The 19,267-nt window shown below is 58.3% G+C and carries 15 protein-coding genes; 6 read left to right on the forward strand and 9 right to left on the reverse strand.

Going from position 1 to position 19,267, the window contains the following annotated elements; translation table 11 throughout:
• Positions 1-51: 51 nt before the first annotated feature.
• Together iagB and PI91_RS09930 are read left to right on the forward strand one after the other, a co-directional pair.
• A complete protein-coding gene (iagB, locus tag PI91_RS09925; protein ID WP_039266060.1) occupies positions 52-486 on the forward strand; it encodes a type III secretion system invasion protein IagB in 435 nt (144 codons plus the stop codon).
• A 150-nt stretch (positions 487-636) separates the two neighbouring features.
• Complete coding sequence (locus tag PI91_RS09930; RefSeq protein WP_039266061.1) at positions 637-2,448, forward strand: chitinase; 1,812 nt, start codon at positions 637-639, stop codon at positions 2,446-2,448.
• A 160-nt stretch (positions 2,449-2,608) separates the two neighbouring features.
• Here the strand turns inward: PI91_RS09930 and PI91_RS09935 are convergent, their stop codons facing one another.
• The 4 genes from PI91_RS09935 to poxB form a co-directional block, all read right to left on the reverse strand.
• Complete coding sequence (locus PI91_RS09935; protein ID WP_008500006.1) at positions 2,609-3,622, reverse strand: NAD(P)-dependent oxidoreductase; 1,014 nt, start codon at positions 3,620-3,622, stop codon at positions 2,609-2,611.
• A gap of 92 nt (positions 3,623-3,714) precedes the next feature.
• Entirely contained in the window at positions 3,715-5,151 is a 1,437-nt protein-coding gene (locus tag PI91_RS09940) for an SDR family oxidoreductase (protein ID WP_039266062.1), read from the reverse strand.
• Positions 5,152-5,161: 10 nt separating this feature from the next.
• Positions 5,162-6,163, reverse strand: a complete 1,002-nt coding sequence (gene ltaE, locus PI91_RS09945; protein ID WP_021240900.1) for a low-specificity L-threonine aldolase — start codon at positions 6,161-6,163, stop codon at positions 5,162-5,164.
• Between the two features lie 38 nt (positions 6,164-6,201).
• Entirely contained in the window at positions 6,202-7,920 is a 1,719-nt protein-coding gene (poxB, locus tag PI91_RS09950) for a ubiquinone-dependent pyruvate dehydrogenase (RefSeq protein WP_023343670.1), read from the reverse strand.
• Positions 7,921-8,071: 151 nt separating this feature from the next.
• On the opposite strand from poxB, the gene PI91_RS09955 reads away from it, so the two are divergent.
• On the forward strand, positions 8,072-8,506 hold the full coding sequence (locus tag PI91_RS09955; protein ID WP_039266063.1) for a DoxX family protein: 435 nt from the start codon (positions 8,072-8,074) through the stop codon (positions 8,504-8,506).
• A 90-nt stretch (positions 8,507-8,596) separates the two neighbouring features.
• On the opposite strand, the gene hcr is transcribed toward PI91_RS09955, so the two are convergent.
• From hcr to aqpZ, 4 genes are all read right to left on the reverse strand, one after another.
• A complete protein-coding gene (hcr, locus tag PI91_RS09960; protein ID WP_039266064.1) occupies positions 8,597-9,565 on the reverse strand; it encodes an NADH oxidoreductase in 969 nt (322 codons plus the stop codon).
• 10 nt (positions 9,566-9,575) lie between these two features.
• On the reverse strand, positions 9,576-11,228 hold the full coding sequence (hcp, locus tag PI91_RS09965) for a hydroxylamine reductase (protein ID WP_039266065.1): 1,653 nt from the start codon (positions 11,226-11,228) through the stop codon (positions 9,576-9,578).
• A gap of 144 nt (positions 11,229-11,372) precedes the next feature.
• Entirely contained in the window at positions 11,373-12,272 is a 900-nt protein-coding gene (locus PI91_RS09970; protein ID WP_021240895.1) for a lysine exporter LysO family protein, read from the reverse strand.
• A 170-nt stretch (positions 12,273-12,442) separates the two neighbouring features.
• Positions 12,443-13,138: an aquaporin Z gene (gene aqpZ, locus PI91_RS09975; RefSeq protein ID WP_039266892.1), complete on the reverse strand. Its 696-nt coding sequence runs from the start codon at positions 13,136-13,138 to the stop codon at positions 12,443-12,445.
• Positions 13,139-13,428: 290 nt separating this feature from the next.
• Here aqpZ and PI91_RS09980 point away from each other — a divergent pair, with 290 nt between their 5' ends.
• The gene (locus PI91_RS09980; RefSeq protein ID WP_021240893.1) at positions 13,429-15,087 is read left to right on the forward strand and encodes an ATP-dependent endonuclease; all 1,659 of its coding nucleotides are present in this window, start codon (positions 13,429-13,431) and stop codon (positions 15,085-15,087) included.
• Here the strand turns inward: PI91_RS09980 and PI91_RS09985 are convergent.
• Positions 15,084-16,040, reverse strand: a complete 957-nt coding sequence (locus PI91_RS09985) for a VirK/YbjX family protein (RefSeq protein ID WP_039266066.1) — start codon at positions 16,038-16,040, stop codon at positions 15,084-15,086. The two genes, PI91_RS09980 and PI91_RS09985, sit on opposite strands and share 4 nt — an antisense overlap.
• 159 nt (positions 16,041-16,199) lie before the next feature.
• On the opposite strand from PI91_RS09985, the gene macA reads away from it, so the two are divergent.
• Together macA and macB are read left to right on the forward strand one after the other, a co-directional pair.
• A complete protein-coding gene (macA, locus tag PI91_RS09990) occupies positions 16,200-17,315 on the forward strand; it encodes a macrolide transporter subunit MacA (RefSeq protein WP_023327007.1) in 1,116 nt (371 codons plus the stop codon).
• Positions 17,312-19,252, forward strand: coding sequence for a macrolide ABC transporter ATP-binding protein/permease MacB (macB, locus tag PI91_RS09995; protein WP_039266067.1), 1,941 nt, complete (start codon positions 17,312-17,314; stop codon positions 19,250-19,252). The genes macA and macB overlap by 4 nt, the downstream gene beginning before the upstream one ends.
• Positions 19,253-19,267 lie beyond the last annotated feature (15 nt).

The following is a 19,267-nucleotide window of genomic DNA, read 5'->3' on the forward strand; positions in this document are numbered from 1 at the left end:
TATCGCTAATGATGAGCGGAAAGAGGTTCAGTATTTAAAAAGCAGGTGCTCATGAAACGCGTGATTATATTTTTACTGCTGTTTAGTCAAAGCGTATTCGCGAACTGTTGGGATAACGCCGGACATTATTATCATGTCGATCCGTGGTTATTGTATGCAATTGCCAAAGTCGAATCCGGAATGAATCCCCACGCGGTAGGCTGGAACCACGACGGCACGCGTGACGTCGGGTTGATGCAGATTAACAGCTCACACTTCAGTGAGTTAGCACGTCAGGGTATTGATGAGAATCAGCTTATTAATGAGCCCTGTACCTCCATTATGGTCGGCGCCTCCATCCTGTCCGGGATGATAAACGTGTATGGCTATAACTGGGAAGCGGTGGGCGCGTATAACGCCGGATTGAAAAAAGAAAATTATCCGCAGCGCATGCGTTATGCCCATAAAGTGTGGACGAAGTATCAACAAATAAAATCGGGTAAATAACCGTGGCATTATTTTTATTTTTTGAAGAATTCCTTTCGGTGTTCTTCAGAAAATGAAAAAGAACCACACTCTCTGGCTTATTTATTAAGGGAGTAATACATAAGCCGGGAATGTACTCACCCTAGTTGCTTAAATACAGGATTATTTGAAATGACGAAAAGGACATTACTGAGCGTTCTCGTGGCGGGGGCATGTATTGCACCCTTTATGGCCCAGGCTGCATCACTGCAGGCGGCCAGCAGTGAGCCGTACACCATGAAAGCCAGCGATCTGGCGAAAAAGGAAAAAGAGCTGACCAATTTCCCGCTGATGGTTTCGGTGAAGGATACCATTGCGACCCTGGACAATAGCCTCGTTGAGCAGATTGAGCCAGGTCGTGCCTCGAACCCTGACAACGTCAAGCGCGTTGAAGGGATCGTGAAGGCCAGCGACTGGGAATATCTCTTCCCGCTGCGCGCTCAGTCTTATACCTACAGTAACTTCCTGAAGGCTGTTGGTAAATTCCCGGCACTGTGTAAGACCTATAACGATGGTCGCGACAGCGACGCCATCTGCCGCAAAGAGCTGGCGACCATGTTCGCCCACTTTGCGCAGGAAACCGGCGGCCATGAGAGCTCGCGTCCGGAAGCCGAATGGCGTCAGGCCCTGGTTCACGTCCGTGAAATGGGCTGGACCGAAGGCCAGAAAGGCGGCTATAACGGCGAATGTAACCCAGACATCTGGCAGGGGCAGACCTGGCCATGCGGTAAAGACAAAGACGGCGACTTCGTAAGCTACTTTGGCCGCGGCGCGAAGCAGCTGTCTTACAACTATAACTACGGTCCGTTCTCTGAAGCGATGTTTGGCACCGTCCGCACCCTGCTCGACAAGCCTGAGCTGGTGGCGGATACCTGGCTGAACCTGGCAAGTGCGATCTTCTTCTTCGCCTATCCGCAGCCGCCAAAACCAAGCATGCTGCAGGTTATCGACGGCACCTGGCAGCCAAACGATCACGATAAAGCCAACGGCCTGGTTCCGGGCTTCGGCGTGACCACCCAGATCATCAACGGTGGCGTAGAGTGCGGCGGCCCAACCGAGATTGCCCAGTCTGAAAACCGCATCAAGTACTACAAAGAGTTCGCGAACTACCTGAAAGTGCCTGTTCCGGCGAATGAAGTGCTGGGCTGCGCCAACATGAAGCAGTTCGATGAAGGCGGCGCCGGCGTGCTGAAGATCTACTGGGAGCAGGACTGGGGGTGGAGCCCGGATACGCCGGACGGTAAGACCTACTCCTGCCAGCTGGTGGGGTACCAGACGCCGTTCAGCGCGTTCAAAGAGGGTGACTACACCAACTGCGTTAAGAAGTTCTATAACGTGAACATCATTAACGACGACGGCTCAGCCGTGACCCCAGGAGAAGACAAAACCCCGGCAGACACCACGCCGCCAGCGGATACGACGCCAGCGGAAGATACCACCCCTGTTGAACCGGCTACCGTGAATCACGCCCCTGTGGCGCAGATTGCGGGCCCAATCGGGGCGGTTGAAGCGGGTGCGCAGGTTTCCCTGAGCGCGGAAGGCTCCACTGACGCCGACGGTAACAAGTTGACCTACACCTGGCGTTCCCAGGATGGCCAGACCGTGACCGGTCAGGACAAAGCGGTGGTGACCTTCAAGGCGCCAGAGTCTGCAACGGCTCAGCAGTACGAAATCGGCCTGACCGTCAGCGATGGTGAACTGACCAGCACCACGTCCTACCTGCTGAATGTGAAAGCGAAAGCCGAGTCTAAGGACGAAGGCACTTCCGGCTCTTACGCCGCGTGGAGCGCGAACAGCAAGTACAACGCAGGTGATATCGTGAACAACCACGGTAAACTGTTCCAGTGCAAACCGTTCCCGTACAGCGGCTGGTGTAACAATGCCCCGGCATACTACGAACCCGGCGCTGGCCTGGCGTGGGCTGATGCCTGGACGGCTCTGTAAAAGCAAACGGCAACCTTCGGGTTGCCGTTTTCGTATTTGCACCCTCTGTCTTTTACCGGGTGGCGCTGCGCTTACCCGGCCTACATGAGGCTAAGGGGCGAGGGGTCAGTACGGAGCCGTTGTAGGCCCGGTAAGGCGAAGCCGCCACCGGGCAAAAAGGCTAGCGATGCAGCTTCCCGTGATCCCGCAGCCACGCCGCCGTGCGCATAATCCCTTCATCCAGCGTCACAACCGGTTTATACCCCAGCTCATTCTCCGCCCGCGAAATATCCAGCGTGAAGTCAAAGTTGAGTTTAGAGACGCCGTAATGCGTCAGCGCAGGCTCTTTGGCTGTTTTACTGCCAAAGCGCTCCATGCTGCGGGCAATCATATCCAGCATTGGGTAGGGCACGGAACGGATACGGCAGTTGATCTGCAGCTCGTCGATCAGCCGCTGCACAATGCTGCGCAGCGTGCAGGGTTCGCCGTTAGTGATGTTGTAGGCGCGACCGGAGATCAGCTTATCGCAGTCCGGCTGGCTGGCCAGCCACATGGCGTGAACGGCGTTTTCGTAATAGGTCATATCCACCAGCGCATCGCCGCCGCGCGGCAGCAGCACGCTGCCGTAATGGTGCATCATCTGCGCCAGACGCGGAATAAATACCTTATCGTGCGGCCCGAACAGGCTCTGCGGACGCAGGACCGTAAAGCGGGTGTGCGGGTTTGACTGTGCCAGCAGGTCGATGACCTCTTCGCTGGCCGCCTTGCTGCGGGCAAATTCACAGGCAAAGCGAGCAGGGCGGAAATCTTCCTGCACGTCACGATGGTGGTGATAGTCGAAATAGAGTGACGGTGACGAGATATGAATAAAGTTACGCACGCCCCAGGCAACGGCCCATTCCCCCAGACGGCGGGTGGCCCGCACGTTGGCGAGATCGAAGGCTTCCTGGGTCCCCCACGGGGAGGTAAAACTGGAGCAGTGCCATAGCGTGTCGATACCGGCGAGCATCACCTTCGCCTGCGAGGAGACCAGCTCCGTCAGGTCGGCATGGACGAACTCTGCGCCCATTTTTTGCAGCAGCTTACCCATCGCTTCGTTGCGACCGGTAGCCCTGACGCTGATGCCCTTGTTGCGCAGAAATTCGACCGCATTTCGGCCTAAGCCGCTGGTCGCCCCGGTAACCAGTACCTTCATAGCTATCCACTGTGTTGAAAAGAATTTCGTGCGCATTCTTTCGTGAATTACGGCGCTATGCAATGGGAAAGGTGAAAGAAAGAGAGTTTTATTTAGATCTTTTCCGTCTTTTGTTCTGCCCGTTGCGCAATGCGTTTCGCCATGCCCCGGAAGATAAACAGGTGGGCAGGGATCATCAACAGCCAGTAGTACAGACCCGGCATTCCGTGCGGATGCCACCATGCGCGGACGTCCAGTTCACGATGATCGCCTTTGTCTTTCAGGGTAAAGCAGAGTCGGCCCAGCCCCGGGGCTTTCATGCCGAACAGCAGCGCCAGCTGTTTTTCCGGCTCGACAATAATCACCTTCCAGCTGTCAACCGCGTCACCCACCTCAAGATACGGGCGTGCCGGGCGGCCTTTTGCCAGCCGGTGGCCCACCAGCAGGTCCATTGCCCCGCGCGTTTGCCAGAGGAGATTACCGAAGAAATACCGTTCTTTGCCGCCAATCTGGTTCACCACCTCCCAGAGCGCGGCCAGGCTCGCGGAGGTTTTCACCGTGCAGCCCGCCTGTTTCGGGTAAAAACCATACTCAGGCCGCCAGCGGGCAAAGGCCTGGGCGTCGTAGCCCCAGTCGCTGGAGTTCACCAGCTGTTCTTCTTCCTTGAGCGTATTGCGCACGGCATCGTCAAAGCGGATCAGATCCTGAGGAATTAAGGCGCGCAGCGCGCGATCGTCGGCCAGCAGATCGTGCTTCAGCCCCTGAATCAGCGCTTTGGCGGTCGTCGGCGGCACCGAGGTGATGACATTCAAAAACCACACCGAAATCCAGCGCGTCGGGAAGGGAATGGGGATCAGCCAGCGGCGGCGGCCGCTGACGCGCATGAAATGTTCGAACTGCGCCTGATAGCTCAATACTTCAGGACCAGCGGCTTCCAGCACGCGGTGTTGCTCCGCCGGGTGATCCAGCAGGGCCACCAGATAATGCAGGAGGTTCTCCAGCGCAATCGGCGTGGTGCGCGAACGGACCCAGCGCGGCGGCGTGAGCACCGGCAGGTTGTAGACCATATCGCGCATCACTTCGAAGGCGGCAGAACCGGCGCCAACGATGATCCCGGCGCGCAGTTCGGTGACGGGGATATTGGCCCCCCGCAGGATGTCCGCCGTCAGCTGGCGGGCGCGCAGGTGATCGGACTGCTCGCGTTCAGGTGCCTGAAGTGAACTGAGAAAAATCACCTGCTTCACCGGGCTTTGCAGCAGGGCATCGCGGACATTCATCGCTACCTGACGCTCGTGGGCGATAAAATCTCCGCCTTCACCCATGCTGTGCACCAGGTAGTAAAGCGTGTCGACCCCTTCCAGCAGCGCGGGAAGCGCCTTCGGCCAGTTGAGGTCAACGTTGTGACAGGTAACGCCCGGCAAACCGAGTTTTTGCAGGCGTTCGGTATTGCGTGCCGCAGCCAGCACCTGGTGCCCCTGCTGGCTTAACGCCGCGGTGAGATGCTGACCGATATACCCGCTGGCGCCGAGCACCAGAATGCGTTGCGGCACGTGATGCTCCTTATCGCTGTAAAAACGCCTGCCAGTGTTTTACCACGTCGGCCAGCTGCTCGCGGTTGACGTCGAGATGCATGACCAGACGCACCACAGGTGAGGCGTTGATCAGCACGCCACGTGCTTTCATGAACTCGCCAAGCGCAGCGGCGTGGTCATCGCCCACGCGGACAAACAGCATGTTGGTGTCGTGGCGCATCACGTCGGCGCCAATTTCACGCAGCTGCGCCGCCATCCACGCGGCGTTGTCGTGATCGTCCTTCAGGCGCGCCACGTTGTTTTTCAGGGCATACAGCCCGGCAGCCGCCAGAATACCCGCCTGGCGCATGCCGCCGCCGGTCATTTTACGCCAGCGGTTGGCGCGCTTGATGTAGTCCGCGTTGCCGACAAGCAGGGAACCCACTGGGGTGCCCAGCCCTTTAGAGAGGCAGATGGTGAACGAGTCGCAATATTGCGTAATCTCTTTCAGCGCGCAGCCGTATTCCACCACGGCGTTGAAGATGCGCGCGCCATCCACGTGCAGACCGAGCCCGCGCTCGCGGGTAAACTCCCACGCCGCCTTCAGGTATTCGCGCGGCAGGACCTTGCCGTTGTGGGTGTTTTCGAGGCTGAGCAGCCGAGTGCGGGCAAAATGAATATCATCGGCTTTGATTTTCGCCGCGACTTTATCAAGGGGCAGGGTGCCGTCCGGCGCAGCGTCGATCGGCTGCGGCTGAATGCTGCCGAGCACCGCGGCACCGCCCGCTTCGTAGAGATAGTTATGCGCGCCCTGGCCGACGATATACTCTTCACCGCGCTCGCAGTGGCTGAGCAGCGCCACCAGGTTGGCCTGCGTGCCGGTGGGCAGGAACAGGGCGGCCTCTTTTCCGCTCAGCTCTGCGGCATAGCGCTGCAGCTCGTTGACCGTCGGGTCATCGCCGTAGACGTCGTCCCCGACCGGGGCGGCCATCATCTCTTCGAGCATGGCGCGACTCGGGCGGGTAACGGTATCACTGCGTAAATCAATCATGGCATGTCCTTATATTTAAAAAGGCGATGCCAGATGTTTTACCTGAGCCAGTTGGTTTTTGCCAGTTCGATCACCTCGTCACCGCGCCCGCTGATGATCGCGCGCAGCATGTACAGGCTAAAGCCCTTGGCCTGCTCCAGCTTGATCTGCGGCGGGATCGCCAGCTCCTCTTTGGCGACCACCACATCGACCAGCACCGGACCGTCGATGGAGAAGGCGCGCTGCAGGGCTTCATCCACCTCGGAGGCTTTCTCGACACGGATGCCGGTGATGCCGCAGGCCTCGGCGATGCGGGCAAAGTTGGTATCGTGCAGCTCGGTGCCGTCCGTCAGATAGCCGCCGGCCTTCATCTCCATCGCCACGAAGCCCAGCACGCTGTTGTTAAAGACCACGATTTTCAGCGGAAGCTTCATCTGCACCACCGACAGGAAATCACCCATTAGCATGCTGAACCCGCCGTCGCCGCACATCGCCACCACCTGGCGCTCAGGCGCCGTCGCTTTTGCGCCCAGCGCCTGCGGCATGGCGTTAGCCATCGAGCCGTGGTTGAACGAGCCGAGCAGTCGGCGTTTGCCGTTCATTTTCAGGTAGCGTGCCGCCCAGACGGTTGGCGTGCCGACGTCGCAGGTAAAAATGGCGTCGTCGTCCGCGAAATGGCTGATCTGCTGCGCCAGATACTGCGGGTGAATGGCTTTGTCGCTCGGTTTGGCCAGGTCGTCCAGACCCTTGCGGGCATCGCGATAGTCGCTCAATGCTTTATCAAGGAATTTGCGGTCCGTTTTCTCTTCCAGCAGCGGCAGCAGGGCGGCAAGGGTGGATTTGATGTCGCCCACCAGCGCCATATCGACCTTGCTGTGCGCGCCGATGCTGGCCGGGTTGATATCAATCTGAATGATTTTGGCATCCGTCGGGTAAAACGCGCGGTACGGGAACTGGGTGCCGAGCAGGATCAGCGTGTCGGCGTTCATCATGGTGTGGAAGCCACTGGAAAAACCGATCAGACCGGTCATCCCCACATCGTAAGGGTTGTCGTATTCAACGTGCTCTTTGCCGCGCAGGGCGTGGACGATCGGGGCTTTCAGCTTTCCGGCAAATTCCAGCAGCTCTTTATGCGCGCCCGCACAGCCGCTGCCGCACATCAGGGCGATATTACTGGCGTAACGCAGCAGCTGCGCCAGCTTTTTCAGCTCCTCCTCGGCTGGGGTCACCACCGGCTGCGGCGCGTGATACCAGTGGGTGCTGGCTCCTTCCGGCGCGGCCTTGAGCGCCACGTCGCCCGGGATAACGACCACGGACACGCCGCGATTCAGCACGGCCTTGCGCATGGCGATCGCCAGAACCTGCGGGATCTGCTCCGGGGATGAAACCAGTTCGCAATAGTGGCTGCATTCACGGAACAGCTCCTGCGGATGCGTCTCCTGAAAATAGCCGCTGCCGATTTCGGAAGAGGGGATGTGGGCGGCAATCGCCAGCACCGGCACGTGATTGCGGTGGCAGTCGAAAAGGCCGTTGATCAGGTGCAGGTTACCCGGCCCGCAGGATCCGGCGCAGACGGCCAGTTCACCGGTAAGCTGCGCTTCAGCCCCTGCGGCGAACGCGGCAACCTCTTCATGGCGGGTCGGCATCCATTCGATGGTCTTCATCTTGTTGAGGCTGTCGCTGAGTCCGTTGAGAGAATCGCCGGTGACGCCCCAGATACGTTTTACGCCAGCCTGTTCGAGCGTTTTCGCTATATATGCAGCCACGGTTTGTTTCATGGTTGTCCGTCTCCTTTTTGTGATAACGCTTACAAGCTTAGAAGAAAGTCTCCGTATTGCCCGTCACATCCCCCCAATTAAAAGGTGCTTTTCACGCGCAACGCTTCGGCATAATCTGATGATACCTCAGTGAAAACAGGAATCATTTCAAATTGTTAAATCATTGTTAATTGCTGTTAATGAAAAGCTATCGTGCGACGATCTCGGCAAACTCTTGTTACGACTTGCCGTCGGCGGGCTGATGCTCTTTCACGGTTTGCATAAGCTGTTTGGTGGGGTGGGCTTTATCAGCGGCATGCTGGTGGAGAAAGGGCTGCCGGGGTTTATCGCCTACGGCGTGTTGATTGGCGAAGTGGTGGCGCCGATCCTGATTATTGTCGGGCTCTTTACGCGCCCGGCCGCGCTGGTGCTGGCGTTTACGATGATCGTGGCGTGGCTGATGGTGGGATTGGATGAGACATTCGCGCTCGACAAGGTCGGCGCATGGGCGATTGAAAGCCTGGTGTACTTCTTTATCGGCTCGCTGGCGGTGGCGTTTTTAGGGGCAGGGCGGTTTGCGCTGGGGAAAACACCTGCATGGCGGTAGGGGGTTGTAGGCGGGGTAAACGCAGTGCCACCCGGCAAAAAAGCCCGGTGGCGCTGACGCTTACCGGGCCTACGAACGAACGTTTATTGTTTATGCGAGGACCAGATCGCCCTGCGGATGGCACGAGCACGCCAGCACGTAACCCTCGGCAATTTCCGCGTCGGACAGCGTCATGGTGCTGGTGACGGTGTACTCCCCGGAAACCACCTTTGTTTTACAGCAGCCGCACACCCCGGCACGGCAGGCCGCCGCCACCGGTACGTTGTTGCTTTCCAGCGCCTCCAGCAGCGTCGTGCCCACGCGGCCAAAGAAGGTCTGCGCAGGCTGCAGTTTGGTGAACTGAATCCCGCTGGTTGCCGCTTCCGCCACCGGCGTGAAGAACTGCTCTTTGAAGAAGCGGGTCACGCCGAGCGCTTTCACCTCTTTCTCGACGATATCCATGTACGGCGCCGGGCCGCAGGTCATCACGGTGCGGTTCGCGATATCCGGCACGCTTTGCAGCAGCTCGCGGCTCAGGCGACCGGGCACAAAACCGTGCGTCGCGTTGTGCTCAGCCACCAGCGTCACCGAATAATCACGCCACTCCTCGGCAAAAATGACATCGTCCGGAGAGCGCACGCTGAAGATCGCCTGCACGTCGGCCTGCGGGCGGTTTTTTGCCAGCCAGCGGCGCATCGACATGATCGGCGTCACGCCACAGCCCGCCGCCAGCAGCAGGAATTTATCTTCCGCTTTGCCGTCACAGGTGAATTCACCCTGCGCGTCGGAGAGCCAGATATAATCCCCGCGCTTCACGTCACGGGTCAGCCACTGCGAGCCCGCGCCGTCATCAATGCGGCGGACGGTGAGCGTGATGTACTCGCTCACGCCCGGCGTGGAGGAGAGGGTGTAGGCGCGCAGGGTGTCCGCAGAATGGCGAACGCTGACCAGCGCATACTGACCGGCTCGGTACGGATAGTAGTCGTGGCACAGCAGCGACAGCGTCCACACATCCGGCGTCTCCTGATGGATGTGATGCACCTGCATCCGCCACGGGCATTGTGAGGTTGGCATGGTCATAAATTACTCCTTACGCGCTCAACAGCTGCTTCATATCGTCTTCAACGTTGGTCACGGAACGCAGGCCGAATTTCTCGTTCAGCACGGCCAGCAGGTCCGGCGTCAGGAAGCCTGGCGCTGTCGGGCCGGTCATGATGTTGGTCACGCCCAGAGAGAGCAGGGTCAGCAGGATGACAATCGCTTTCTGCTCAAACCAGGAGAGCACCAGCGAGAGCGGCAGATCGTTCACGCCGCAGCCCAGTTTTTCCGCCAGGGTAACGGCCAGAATGATGGCCGAGTAAGCATCGTTACACTGGCCCGCATCGATCAGGCGCGGCAGGCCTTCGATGTTGCCGAAGTCCAGCTTGTTGAAACGGTATTTACCGCACGCCAGGGTCAGGATCAGGCAGTCTTCCGGCACGCGGGTGGCGAAATCGGTAAAGTAGTTACGCTCGCCGCGCGCGCCGTCGCAGCCGCCGACGAGGAAGATGTGGCGCAGCTTTTCGCGGCTGACGAGATCGATCAGCGAATCGGCGGCACCGAGCAGGGTTTCACGACCGAAGCCGACGGTGATCAGATGCGGGATCTCGCTGTACGGGAAGCCTGCCATCTGCTGCGCTTGCGCTATCACCGGTCCGAAATCGTCACCTTCAAGATGGCTCACGCCCGGCCAGCCGACGATGCTGCGGGTCCAGATGCGGTCGTCATACGCGCCCACGGTCGGGTCGATGATGCAGTTAGAGGTCATCACGATAGGACCAGGGAAGCGGGCAAATTCCACCTGCTGGTTCTGCCAGCCGCTGCCGTAGTTACCGATCAGGTGCTTGAATTTACGCAGCTCCGGATAGCCGTGCGCTGGCAGCATTTCACCGTGGGTATAGACGTTAACGCCGGTGCCTTCGGTTTGCTTCAGCAGGTTGTAGAGATCTTTCAGGTCATGACCGGAGATCAGGATGCATTTGCCCTCGGTCGCTTTGACGTTGACCTGCGTCGGCGTCGGGTGGCCGTAGGTGCCGGTTTCACCCGCATCCAGAATGCTCATCACGCGGAAGTTCATCTGGCCGATTTCCATTGAGCATTCCAGCAGCGCGTTCATATCGGCAGGCCAGGTGCCCAGCCACGCCATGATTTTATGGTACTGGGCGTAGATGTCGTTATCGTACTGACCGAGCACGTGCGCGTGTTCCATATAGGCCGCAGCGCCTTTCAGGCCGTACAGGCACAGCAGGCGCAGGCCGAGAATGTTCTCGCCAATCGCCGCTTTGTCTTTGTTTGGGGTGAATTCGGCCGCCTGACGCTGCAGATCGCCGAGATCGTCGCTTACCAGCTGGAGGTCAGACATCGGGTTTTCCACGCGGGCGTTAGCATCCGCCTTCAGGCACTGCGCCTTCAGCGCTTCACGCAGGGCAATGGCTTCGCGGGCATAGCCGACAATGCGCGGAGAGTCGAAGTTAACGTTGGTCAGCGTGGAGAAGAAGGCGCGCGGGGCGAAGCTGTCGACGTAGTGGTCGATGATGCCATATTCGCGGGCTTTGCACGCCCATGCGGAAAGGCCTTGCAGGGCCGCAATCAGCAGGTCCTGCAGGTCAGATGTTTCTGCGGTTTTGCCGCACATACCCTGTGCGTAAGAGCAGCCATTGCCTGCCGGGGTACGGATGGTTTGTTCACATTGCACACAAAACATAATCACACCTGTTAAAGTTATATTTGATATACATGTTTAAGGTTATGCCTGTGCCAGAACGGAGAAAAGGGCTTTCTGCTACAAAATAGAGGGAGATTGATTTAGCGCAATTTTGGCGGCAGGCACCCTACCGCCAAAGAGGTATCAGGCCGAGAAGACGGCCATCAGAACCGGAACCAGCAGGCTTAAAATAAAGCCGTGAACAATGGCGGCGGGCACCATCTCCAGTCCACCAGAGCGTTGCAACACTGGCAGGGTAAAGTCCATAGACGTCGCGCCGCACAGGCCCAGCGCGGTAGAGCGGCTGCGGCGAACCAGCCCCGGGATCAGCATAATGGCGAGCAGCTCGCGCGCCAGATCGTTAAAGAAGGCGGCACTGCCGATGACCGGGCCAAAGGATTCGGTCAGCAGGATACCGGAGAGGGAATACCAGCCAAAGCCTGACGCCATCGCCAGACCGGTTTTCAGCGGCAGGTCGAGAATAAAAGCGTTAATCACGCCCGCCACCATGGAACTGGCGACCACAATGACCGCAACCATCATTCCCCGACGGTTTAAAACAATTTGCTTCAGCGTCATGCCATTATTTCGCAGCTGGATACCGATCAGGAACAGCAGGAAAATTAGCGTATATTCACTGGCCTCTGTCGCGTGCTGTAAAAATGCCCAGCCGGTCAGCCCAAGAAGAAAACCGAGCACCACGACGCCGCACAGTTTTAATGATTCCAGCGCCATCGCAATTCGGGAAGGCAGTTTTTCCTGATGATGATGGTTTTTCCACGGAACGGTGCGCTCAAGCCAGAATAATGCGGCGATATTACACAGCAAAATAACCACCACGGTGACCACAGAATAATGCAGGATGGAAAGCAGATTCGTCGCCAGATTATCCAGGAAGGCCAGGCTGATCCCCATAAAGAAAAGAATGACGTAAACAATCCAGCTGAGAAAACGGTTGATAAGCCGTAATGCGGATTCTCTGTGCAGCGGGATGAGATAGCCCACAATCAGGGGCAGCAGAATAATGAGGAGTCCTGAAAACATGAACAGCCGGTCCTTTTGAGTATCTGTTGAGCGCCAGAGACACTACCCAATAAAGACTGTTCAGTAAAGCGGCAATAAAAAAGCCGGGTGGCGGCTGCGCCTTACCCGGCCTACAAGTGCACACTCACGTGGGTCGGGTAAGCGTTAGCGCCACCCGACACCGCGCGCAATTAATCGCGTTTTTCCAGCAGGGTGCGGTACAGCACGCCACCCAGGATACCGCCGATAATCGGCATCACCCAGAACAGCCAGAGCTGCTCAAGCGCCCAGCCGCCCTGGAAGATGGCGACGGCGGTGCTGCGTGCCGGGTTAACGGAGGTGTTGGTGACCGGAATGGAGATCAGGTGGATAAGCGTCAGTGCCAGACCAATGGCAATCGGCGCGAAACCGGCTGGCGCGTGTTTGTCGGTTGCGCCGTGGATCACCAGCAGGAAACCTGCGGTCAGCACAATTTCAATCACGATGGCAGACAGCATGGAATAACCGCCCGGAGAATGCTCGCCGAAGCCGTTAGAGGCGAAGCCGCTGGCCGCCGCGTCGAAGCCAGCTTTACCGCTGGCAATGACGTACAGAACGCCCGCTGCGATAATACCGCCCACCACCTGAGCGACAATATAACCCATCACCTCTTTCGCCGGAAAACGACCGCCGGCCCATAAACCTAATGTCACTGCCGGGTTAAAATGACCGCCGGAAATATGCCCCACGGCAAAGGCCATGGTTAATACGGTTAAACCAAATGCCAGCGCGACGCCGACAAAACCGATACCTAATTCCGGGAATGCTGCTGCCAGAACGGCGCTACCGCAGCCACCAAATACCAGCCAGAATGTACCAAAGCATTCTGCTGCCAATTTTCTAAACATAACCACCTCAAATAATTTTCCGCACGCTTTCCCGCGCGCGGGATATATCGCCATAAAGGGATGACGACTCAAAGAGTCCGTATTTTAGAAACCAATAACACCCCTTCGCCACTTAAATAAATTCGATTAATTTGATTTAAGGCAATGTGATGTCAATCCTTGTTCAAATCAGCGGTAAATAGAGCATAGACCAATTCTCGTAAGGGTGAATGTTGTGCTGTCGTGACAGGGCGCCTCCCGCTATACTGCTGATAACTTAAAGGAAAAAGTGAACATTGCGCGGGGGATTTATGCTTCTCGAACGTGTGGAAATTGTCGGGTTTCGCGGTATTAACCGCCTGTCGCTGCAGCTGGAACAGAACAACGTCCTGATCGGCGAGAACGCCTGGGGTAAGTCCAGCCTGCTGGATGCGCTGACGTTACTGCTTTCGCCCGAAGACGATCTGTATCACTTCGTTCGCGACGATTTCTGGTTCCCCCCCGGCGACGTGACGGGGCGCGAGAAGCACCTGCATATTATCCTGACGTTCCGCGAATCCGAACCCGGACGCCATCGGGTGCGTCGCTTCCGCCCGCTGTCACCCTGCTGGGTGCCGTGCGATGACGGTTTCCACCGGATATTCTACCGGCTGGAAGGGGAGATGGCGGAAAACGAGGGCGTGTTGACCCTGCGTGATTTTCTTGATGAGAAGGCCAGCCCGATCCCGCTGGACAATATCGACGATCTGGCCCGCCATCTGATCCGCCTGACGCCGGTGCTGCGCCTGCGCGACGCGCGTTTTATGCGGCGCATTCGTAACGGTACCGTACCAAATATGCCGGAAGTGGAAGTCACCGCCCGCGAGCTGGATTTTCTGGCGAGAGAGCTGGTGTCGCGTCCGCAGAATCTGACCGACGGTCAAATTCGTCAGGGGTTGTCCGCAATGGTACAGCTGCTGGAGCACTATTTTTCCGAGCAGGGAACGTCGGAGTCGCGCCATCGCCTGATGCGCCGCCGCTCTCATGACGAACAGCGCAGCTGGCGCTACCTCGATATCATTAACCGGATGATCGACCGGCCCGGTGGTCGTACCCATCGGGTGATTTTGCTGGGGCTGTTTTCAACGCTTCTGCAGGCCAAAGGCACCGTTCGTCTTGACCGGGACGCCAGGCCGCTGCTGCTGGTGGAAGACCCGGAAACGCGCCTGCATCCCATCATGCTCTCCGTGGCATGGCATCTGCTGAACCTGCTGCCGCTCCAGCGCGTTACGACCACCAATTCCGGTGAATTATTATCGCTGACGCCGGTCGAGCACGTCTGTCGTCTGGTGCGTGAATCTTCCCGCGTCTCCGCCTTCCGCTTAGGGCCGGGGGGATTGAACGCGGAAGACGGGCGGCGTATCGCGTTTCATATTCGCTTTAACCGCGCGTCGTCGCTCTTTGCCCGCTGCTGGCTGCTGGTGGAAGGAGAGACGGAAACCTGGGTCATCAACGAACTGGCGCGCCAGTGCGGCCACCATTTTGATGCGGAAGGGATTAAGGTGATTGAATTTGCCCAGTCGGGACTCAAGCCGCTGATCAAATTTGCCCGCCGGATGGGGATCGAGTGGCATGTGCTGGTCGACGGTGATGAGGCGGGCAAAAAATATGCCTCGACCGTACGCAGCCTGCTGAATAACGAGCGCGAGGAAGAGCGCGACCATTTAACCATGCTGCCCGCCATGGACATGGAACACTTTATGTATCGTCAGGGGTTCGACGACGTATTCCACCGAATTGCCATGGTGCCGGTCGATGTCCCGATGAACATGCGGCGCGTGATCGCCAAAGCTATTCATCGTTCTTCGAAACCGGATTTAGCCATTGAAGTGGCGACGGAAGCGGGGAGGCGGGGCGTGGAGGCGGTGCCGACCCTGCTGCGGAAGATGTTCTCCCGCGTGCTGTGGCTGGCACGCGGGAGAGCGGATTAACGTTGAGTCGCCTGTTTCACCTGCTGAATCAGGCTGTCCAGCAGCGCGTAGCGGCGGCGATATTCGGAGCGTTTTTTGCTCGCGATCTCTTCCATCGGTTTACGCGGCATGACGAGTGGCAGCATGAAGTTGCCGCTATCCTGCTTTTCGCCGCCGATGGAGATCCAGAAACTGTCGTAATCGGCCAACAGTTTCCCCTCTTTTTTCTTGCGGTAGCGCCAGCTGCGATAAATATGGGTGTCGTTACTGACGGCGACAATCTGTTCTACCGGGAAGGCGGTGCCGAGAGTCATGGCGGCTTCGACCAGCAGACGTTTCGGGAACAGACCATGGCAGGCCTTCGTCGCACCCTGGATCAGCTCATGGGGAACGTGGGCTTTTGCGCCCTGCAGGCCGCCGATAAACAGCGTCGATTTTCCCTCAAACTGGCACAGGGTGAAGGTCATCTCGGCCAGCACCGTATTCTGGTGGTCGCAGAAGGCGAGGGTGGCTTCCCCTTCTTTATCCAGAAACGCATCGGCGCACAGGCGGACGGTAAATTGCTCTTCATCTTTACCGGTTAAGGTGAGCAGCGTGAAGCCCTTTTTCGACAGATAGCCCGAGAGCAGCGATGCCGGCATATGGCGGCTCATCGTTTGATAGTGCCAGTTAAGGGACTCAAGGGCCTGCCGGCGATCCATATTCACCGTCAGCCAGGGGCGATGCAGACGGCACGGCAGTCCTGGTTGCACCTGCAGCATTTGCATCAGGCTCGGCTGTTTTGCAAGGCTCGTCAACAGGCGAGCGGTACTTACAGGCGTCGCCAGCGAACGTAGCATGAATTTACGTCGATAGGCGGGGTTTTGCCACGCCAGCCCTGGCGTGAGCTTACCGGAAGCCAGATGACTGAAGAGCTGCCAACCCGATGCAGGCTGTGGCAGGTTTGAAAAAGGTGTATCGACGATGGAAGACATGTTAGATCCTGCTTCTTGATGAAGATTTCTATTTCAGCAGGCGAACGTTCAACGTCTCGTAAACAAATTGTGACGATTTCGGAGAACAGGGGTTTCGTTGAGGATTCGTTTAGATAGAATCAGCATTTATCATTGCCAGAACATTTATTTGGAATATTTATGAACCTCAAGGGAAAACGCAGAACGCTGTTTCTGCTGCTGGCGGTCGTGGTGTTAGCCGGTGGGTACTGGCTATGGCAGGTGCTGAATGCGCCGGTGCCGCAGTATCAGACGCTGATTGTTCGTCCGGGCGAACTGCAACAAAACGTCCTCGCGACGGGCAAACTTGATGCCCTGCGCAAGGTTGACGTTGGCGCACAGGTCAGCGGTCAGCTGAAAACGCTGTCGGTTGAGATTGGCGATAAGGTAAAAAAAGGCCAGCTGCTCGGCGTGATCGATCCTGAACAGGCCGAGAACCAGATCCGCGAGGTGGAAGCCACGCTGATGGAGCTGCGCGCGCAGCGTGCGCAGGCGCAGGCAGAGCGTAACCTTGCCCAGGTGACGCTGACCCGTCAGCAGGCGCTGGCCAAAACCCAGGCGATCTCGAAGCAGGATTTAGATACGGCCACCACGGAACTGGCGGTGAAGCAGGCGCAGATTGGCACGATTGACGCGCAAATCAAACGCAACCAGGCCTCGCTGGATACGGCGAAAACCAACCTCGACTACACCAAAATCGTTGCGCCGATGGCCGGGGAAGTGACGCAAATTACCACGCTGCAGGGGCAGACGGTGATTGCCGCGCAGCAGGCGCCCAACATTCTGACGCTGGCGGACATGAGCACCATGCTGGTCAAAGCTCAGGTCTCGGAGGCGGACGTTATCCATCTCAGACCGGGGCAGAATGCCTGGTTTACGGTGCTGGGCGATCCGCAGACGCGCTACGAAGGCGTGCTGAAAGACATTCTCCCGACGCCGGAAAAGGTTAACGACGCCATCTTCTACTATGCCCGTTTTGAAGTGCCGAACCCGCAGGGCGTGCTGCGTCTCGACATGACCGCGCAGGTGCATATCCAACTGACCGGCGTGAAGAACGTGCTGACCATTCCCCTCTCCGCGCTGGGTGAGTCCGCCGGTGATAGCCGCTATAAAGTGAAAGTGCTGCGCAACGGTGAAACGCGCGAGCGCGAAGTGGTGATTGGCGCGCGCAACGACACCGACGTGGTGGTGGTGAAAGGGCTGGAAGAGGGTGAGGAGGTTGTCATCAGCGAAAGCCTGCCCGGAGCCGCGAAATGACGGCATTGCTTGAGCTGAAAGACATTCGCCGCAGCTATCCGTCGGGCGATGGCCCGGTGGAGGTGCTAAAAGGCATCTCCCTTCGGGTGGAGGCGGGCGAGATGGTGGCGATTGTCGGGGCATCGGGCTCCGGTAAATCGACGCTGATGAACATTCTCGGCTGCCTGGATAAACCGACAAGCGGCACGTACCGCGTGGCCGGGACGGACGTCTCAACGCTGGACGGCGACGCGCTGGCGAAGCTGCGTCGGGAGCACTTCGGCTTTATCTTCCAGCGTTACCATCTGCTTTCTCACCTCAATGCCGCGCAGAACGTAGAAGTACCGGCGGTCTATGCGGGCGTCGAGCGGAAAAAACGCCTCGAGCGCGCGCAGATGCTGCTGACGCGCCTGGGGCTGGCGGAGCGGGTGGAGTATCAGCCCTCGCAGCTGTCCGGCGGCCAGCAGCAGCGCGTGAGTATTGCCCGCGCCCTGATGAACGGCGGGCAGGTGATCCTCGCGGATGAGCCAACCGGGGCGCTCGACAGCCATTCCGGCGAAGAGGTGATGGCGATCCTGCACCAGCTTCGCGATCAGGGGCATACGGTCATTATCGTGACCCACGATCCGCAGGTGGCGGCGCAGGCGGAGCGAATCATTGAGATCCACGACGGCGAGCTGGTCAGCAACCCGCCGCCGCGTGAGTCCAGGGCTACGGCGCCGAAAGAAGTGCTTCCGGCATCAACCGGATGGGGGCAATTTTCCAGCGGCTTTCGTGAAGCATTGACCATGGCCTGGCTGGCGATGGCGGCCAATAAAATGCGTACTCTGCTGACCATGCTCGGCATCATCATCGGTATCGCCTCGGTGGTGTCGATTGTGGTGGTGGGCGACGCGGCCAAGCAGCTGGTGCTGGCCGATATCCGCGCTATCGGCACCAATACCATCGACGTTTATCCCGGCAAAGACTTTGGCGACGACGAGCCTCAGTATCAGCAGGCGCTGAAATACGACGATCTGGCGGCCATTCAGAAGCAGCCGTGGGTCAACTCCGCCACGCCTGCGGTGTCGCAAAACCTGCGCCTGCGCGTGGGCAATGTTGACGTGGCGGCCAGCGCGAACGGCGTCAGCGGGGATTATTTCAACGTCTACGGTATGACCTTCAGCGAAGGCGCCACCTTTAACGCCGAACAGCTGGCGGGCAGGGCGCAGGTAGTGGTGCTGGACGCAAACTCGCGCAGGCAGCTCTTCCCCAATAAAGCCAACGTGGTGGGCGAAGTGATCCTGGTCGGCAACATGCCTGCCACGGTCATCGGCGTGGCGGAAGAGAAGCAGTCGATGTTTGGCAGCAGCAAGATCCTGCGCGTCTGGCTGCCGTACACCACCATCTCCGGGCGGATTATGGGCCAGTCCTGGCTCAATTCCATCACCGTGCGCGTGAAGGAGGGCTACGACAGCGCGCTGGCCGAACAGCAGCTTGAGCGGCTGCTCACCCTGCGCCACGGGAAGAAAGATTTCTTCACCTGGAATATGGACGGCCTCTTGAAAACGGCAGAAAAGACCACACGTACTCTTCAGCTGTTCCTCACGCTGGTGGCGGTGATTTCGCTGGTCGTCGGCGGTATCGGGGTGATGAACATCATGCTGGTGTCGGTAACCGAGCGTACCCGGGAGATTGGCATCCGCATGGCGGTCGGGGCCAGAGCCAGCGACGTGCTGCAGCAGTTTTTGATTGAAGCCGTGCTGGTGTGTCTGGTCGGCGGTGCGATGGGGATTGCGCTCTCGATGATGATCGCCTTCGCGCTCCAGCTCTTTTTACCCGGCTGGGAGATTGGCTTCTCGCCGGTGGCCATTATTACCGCATTCTTGTGTTCAACCTTTACCGGCATTTTGTTTGGCTGGTTGCCCGCCCGCAACGCGGCGCGGCTGGATCCGGTGGATGCGCTGGCTCGGGAATAACCCGAAAATAAAAAT

Origin of the sequence: Enterobacter sp. FB, assembly GCF_000805795.1 — a bacterium.
Lineage (GTDB): Bacteria > Pseudomonadota > Gammaproteobacteria > Enterobacterales > Enterobacteriaceae > Enterobacter > Enterobacter roggenkampii.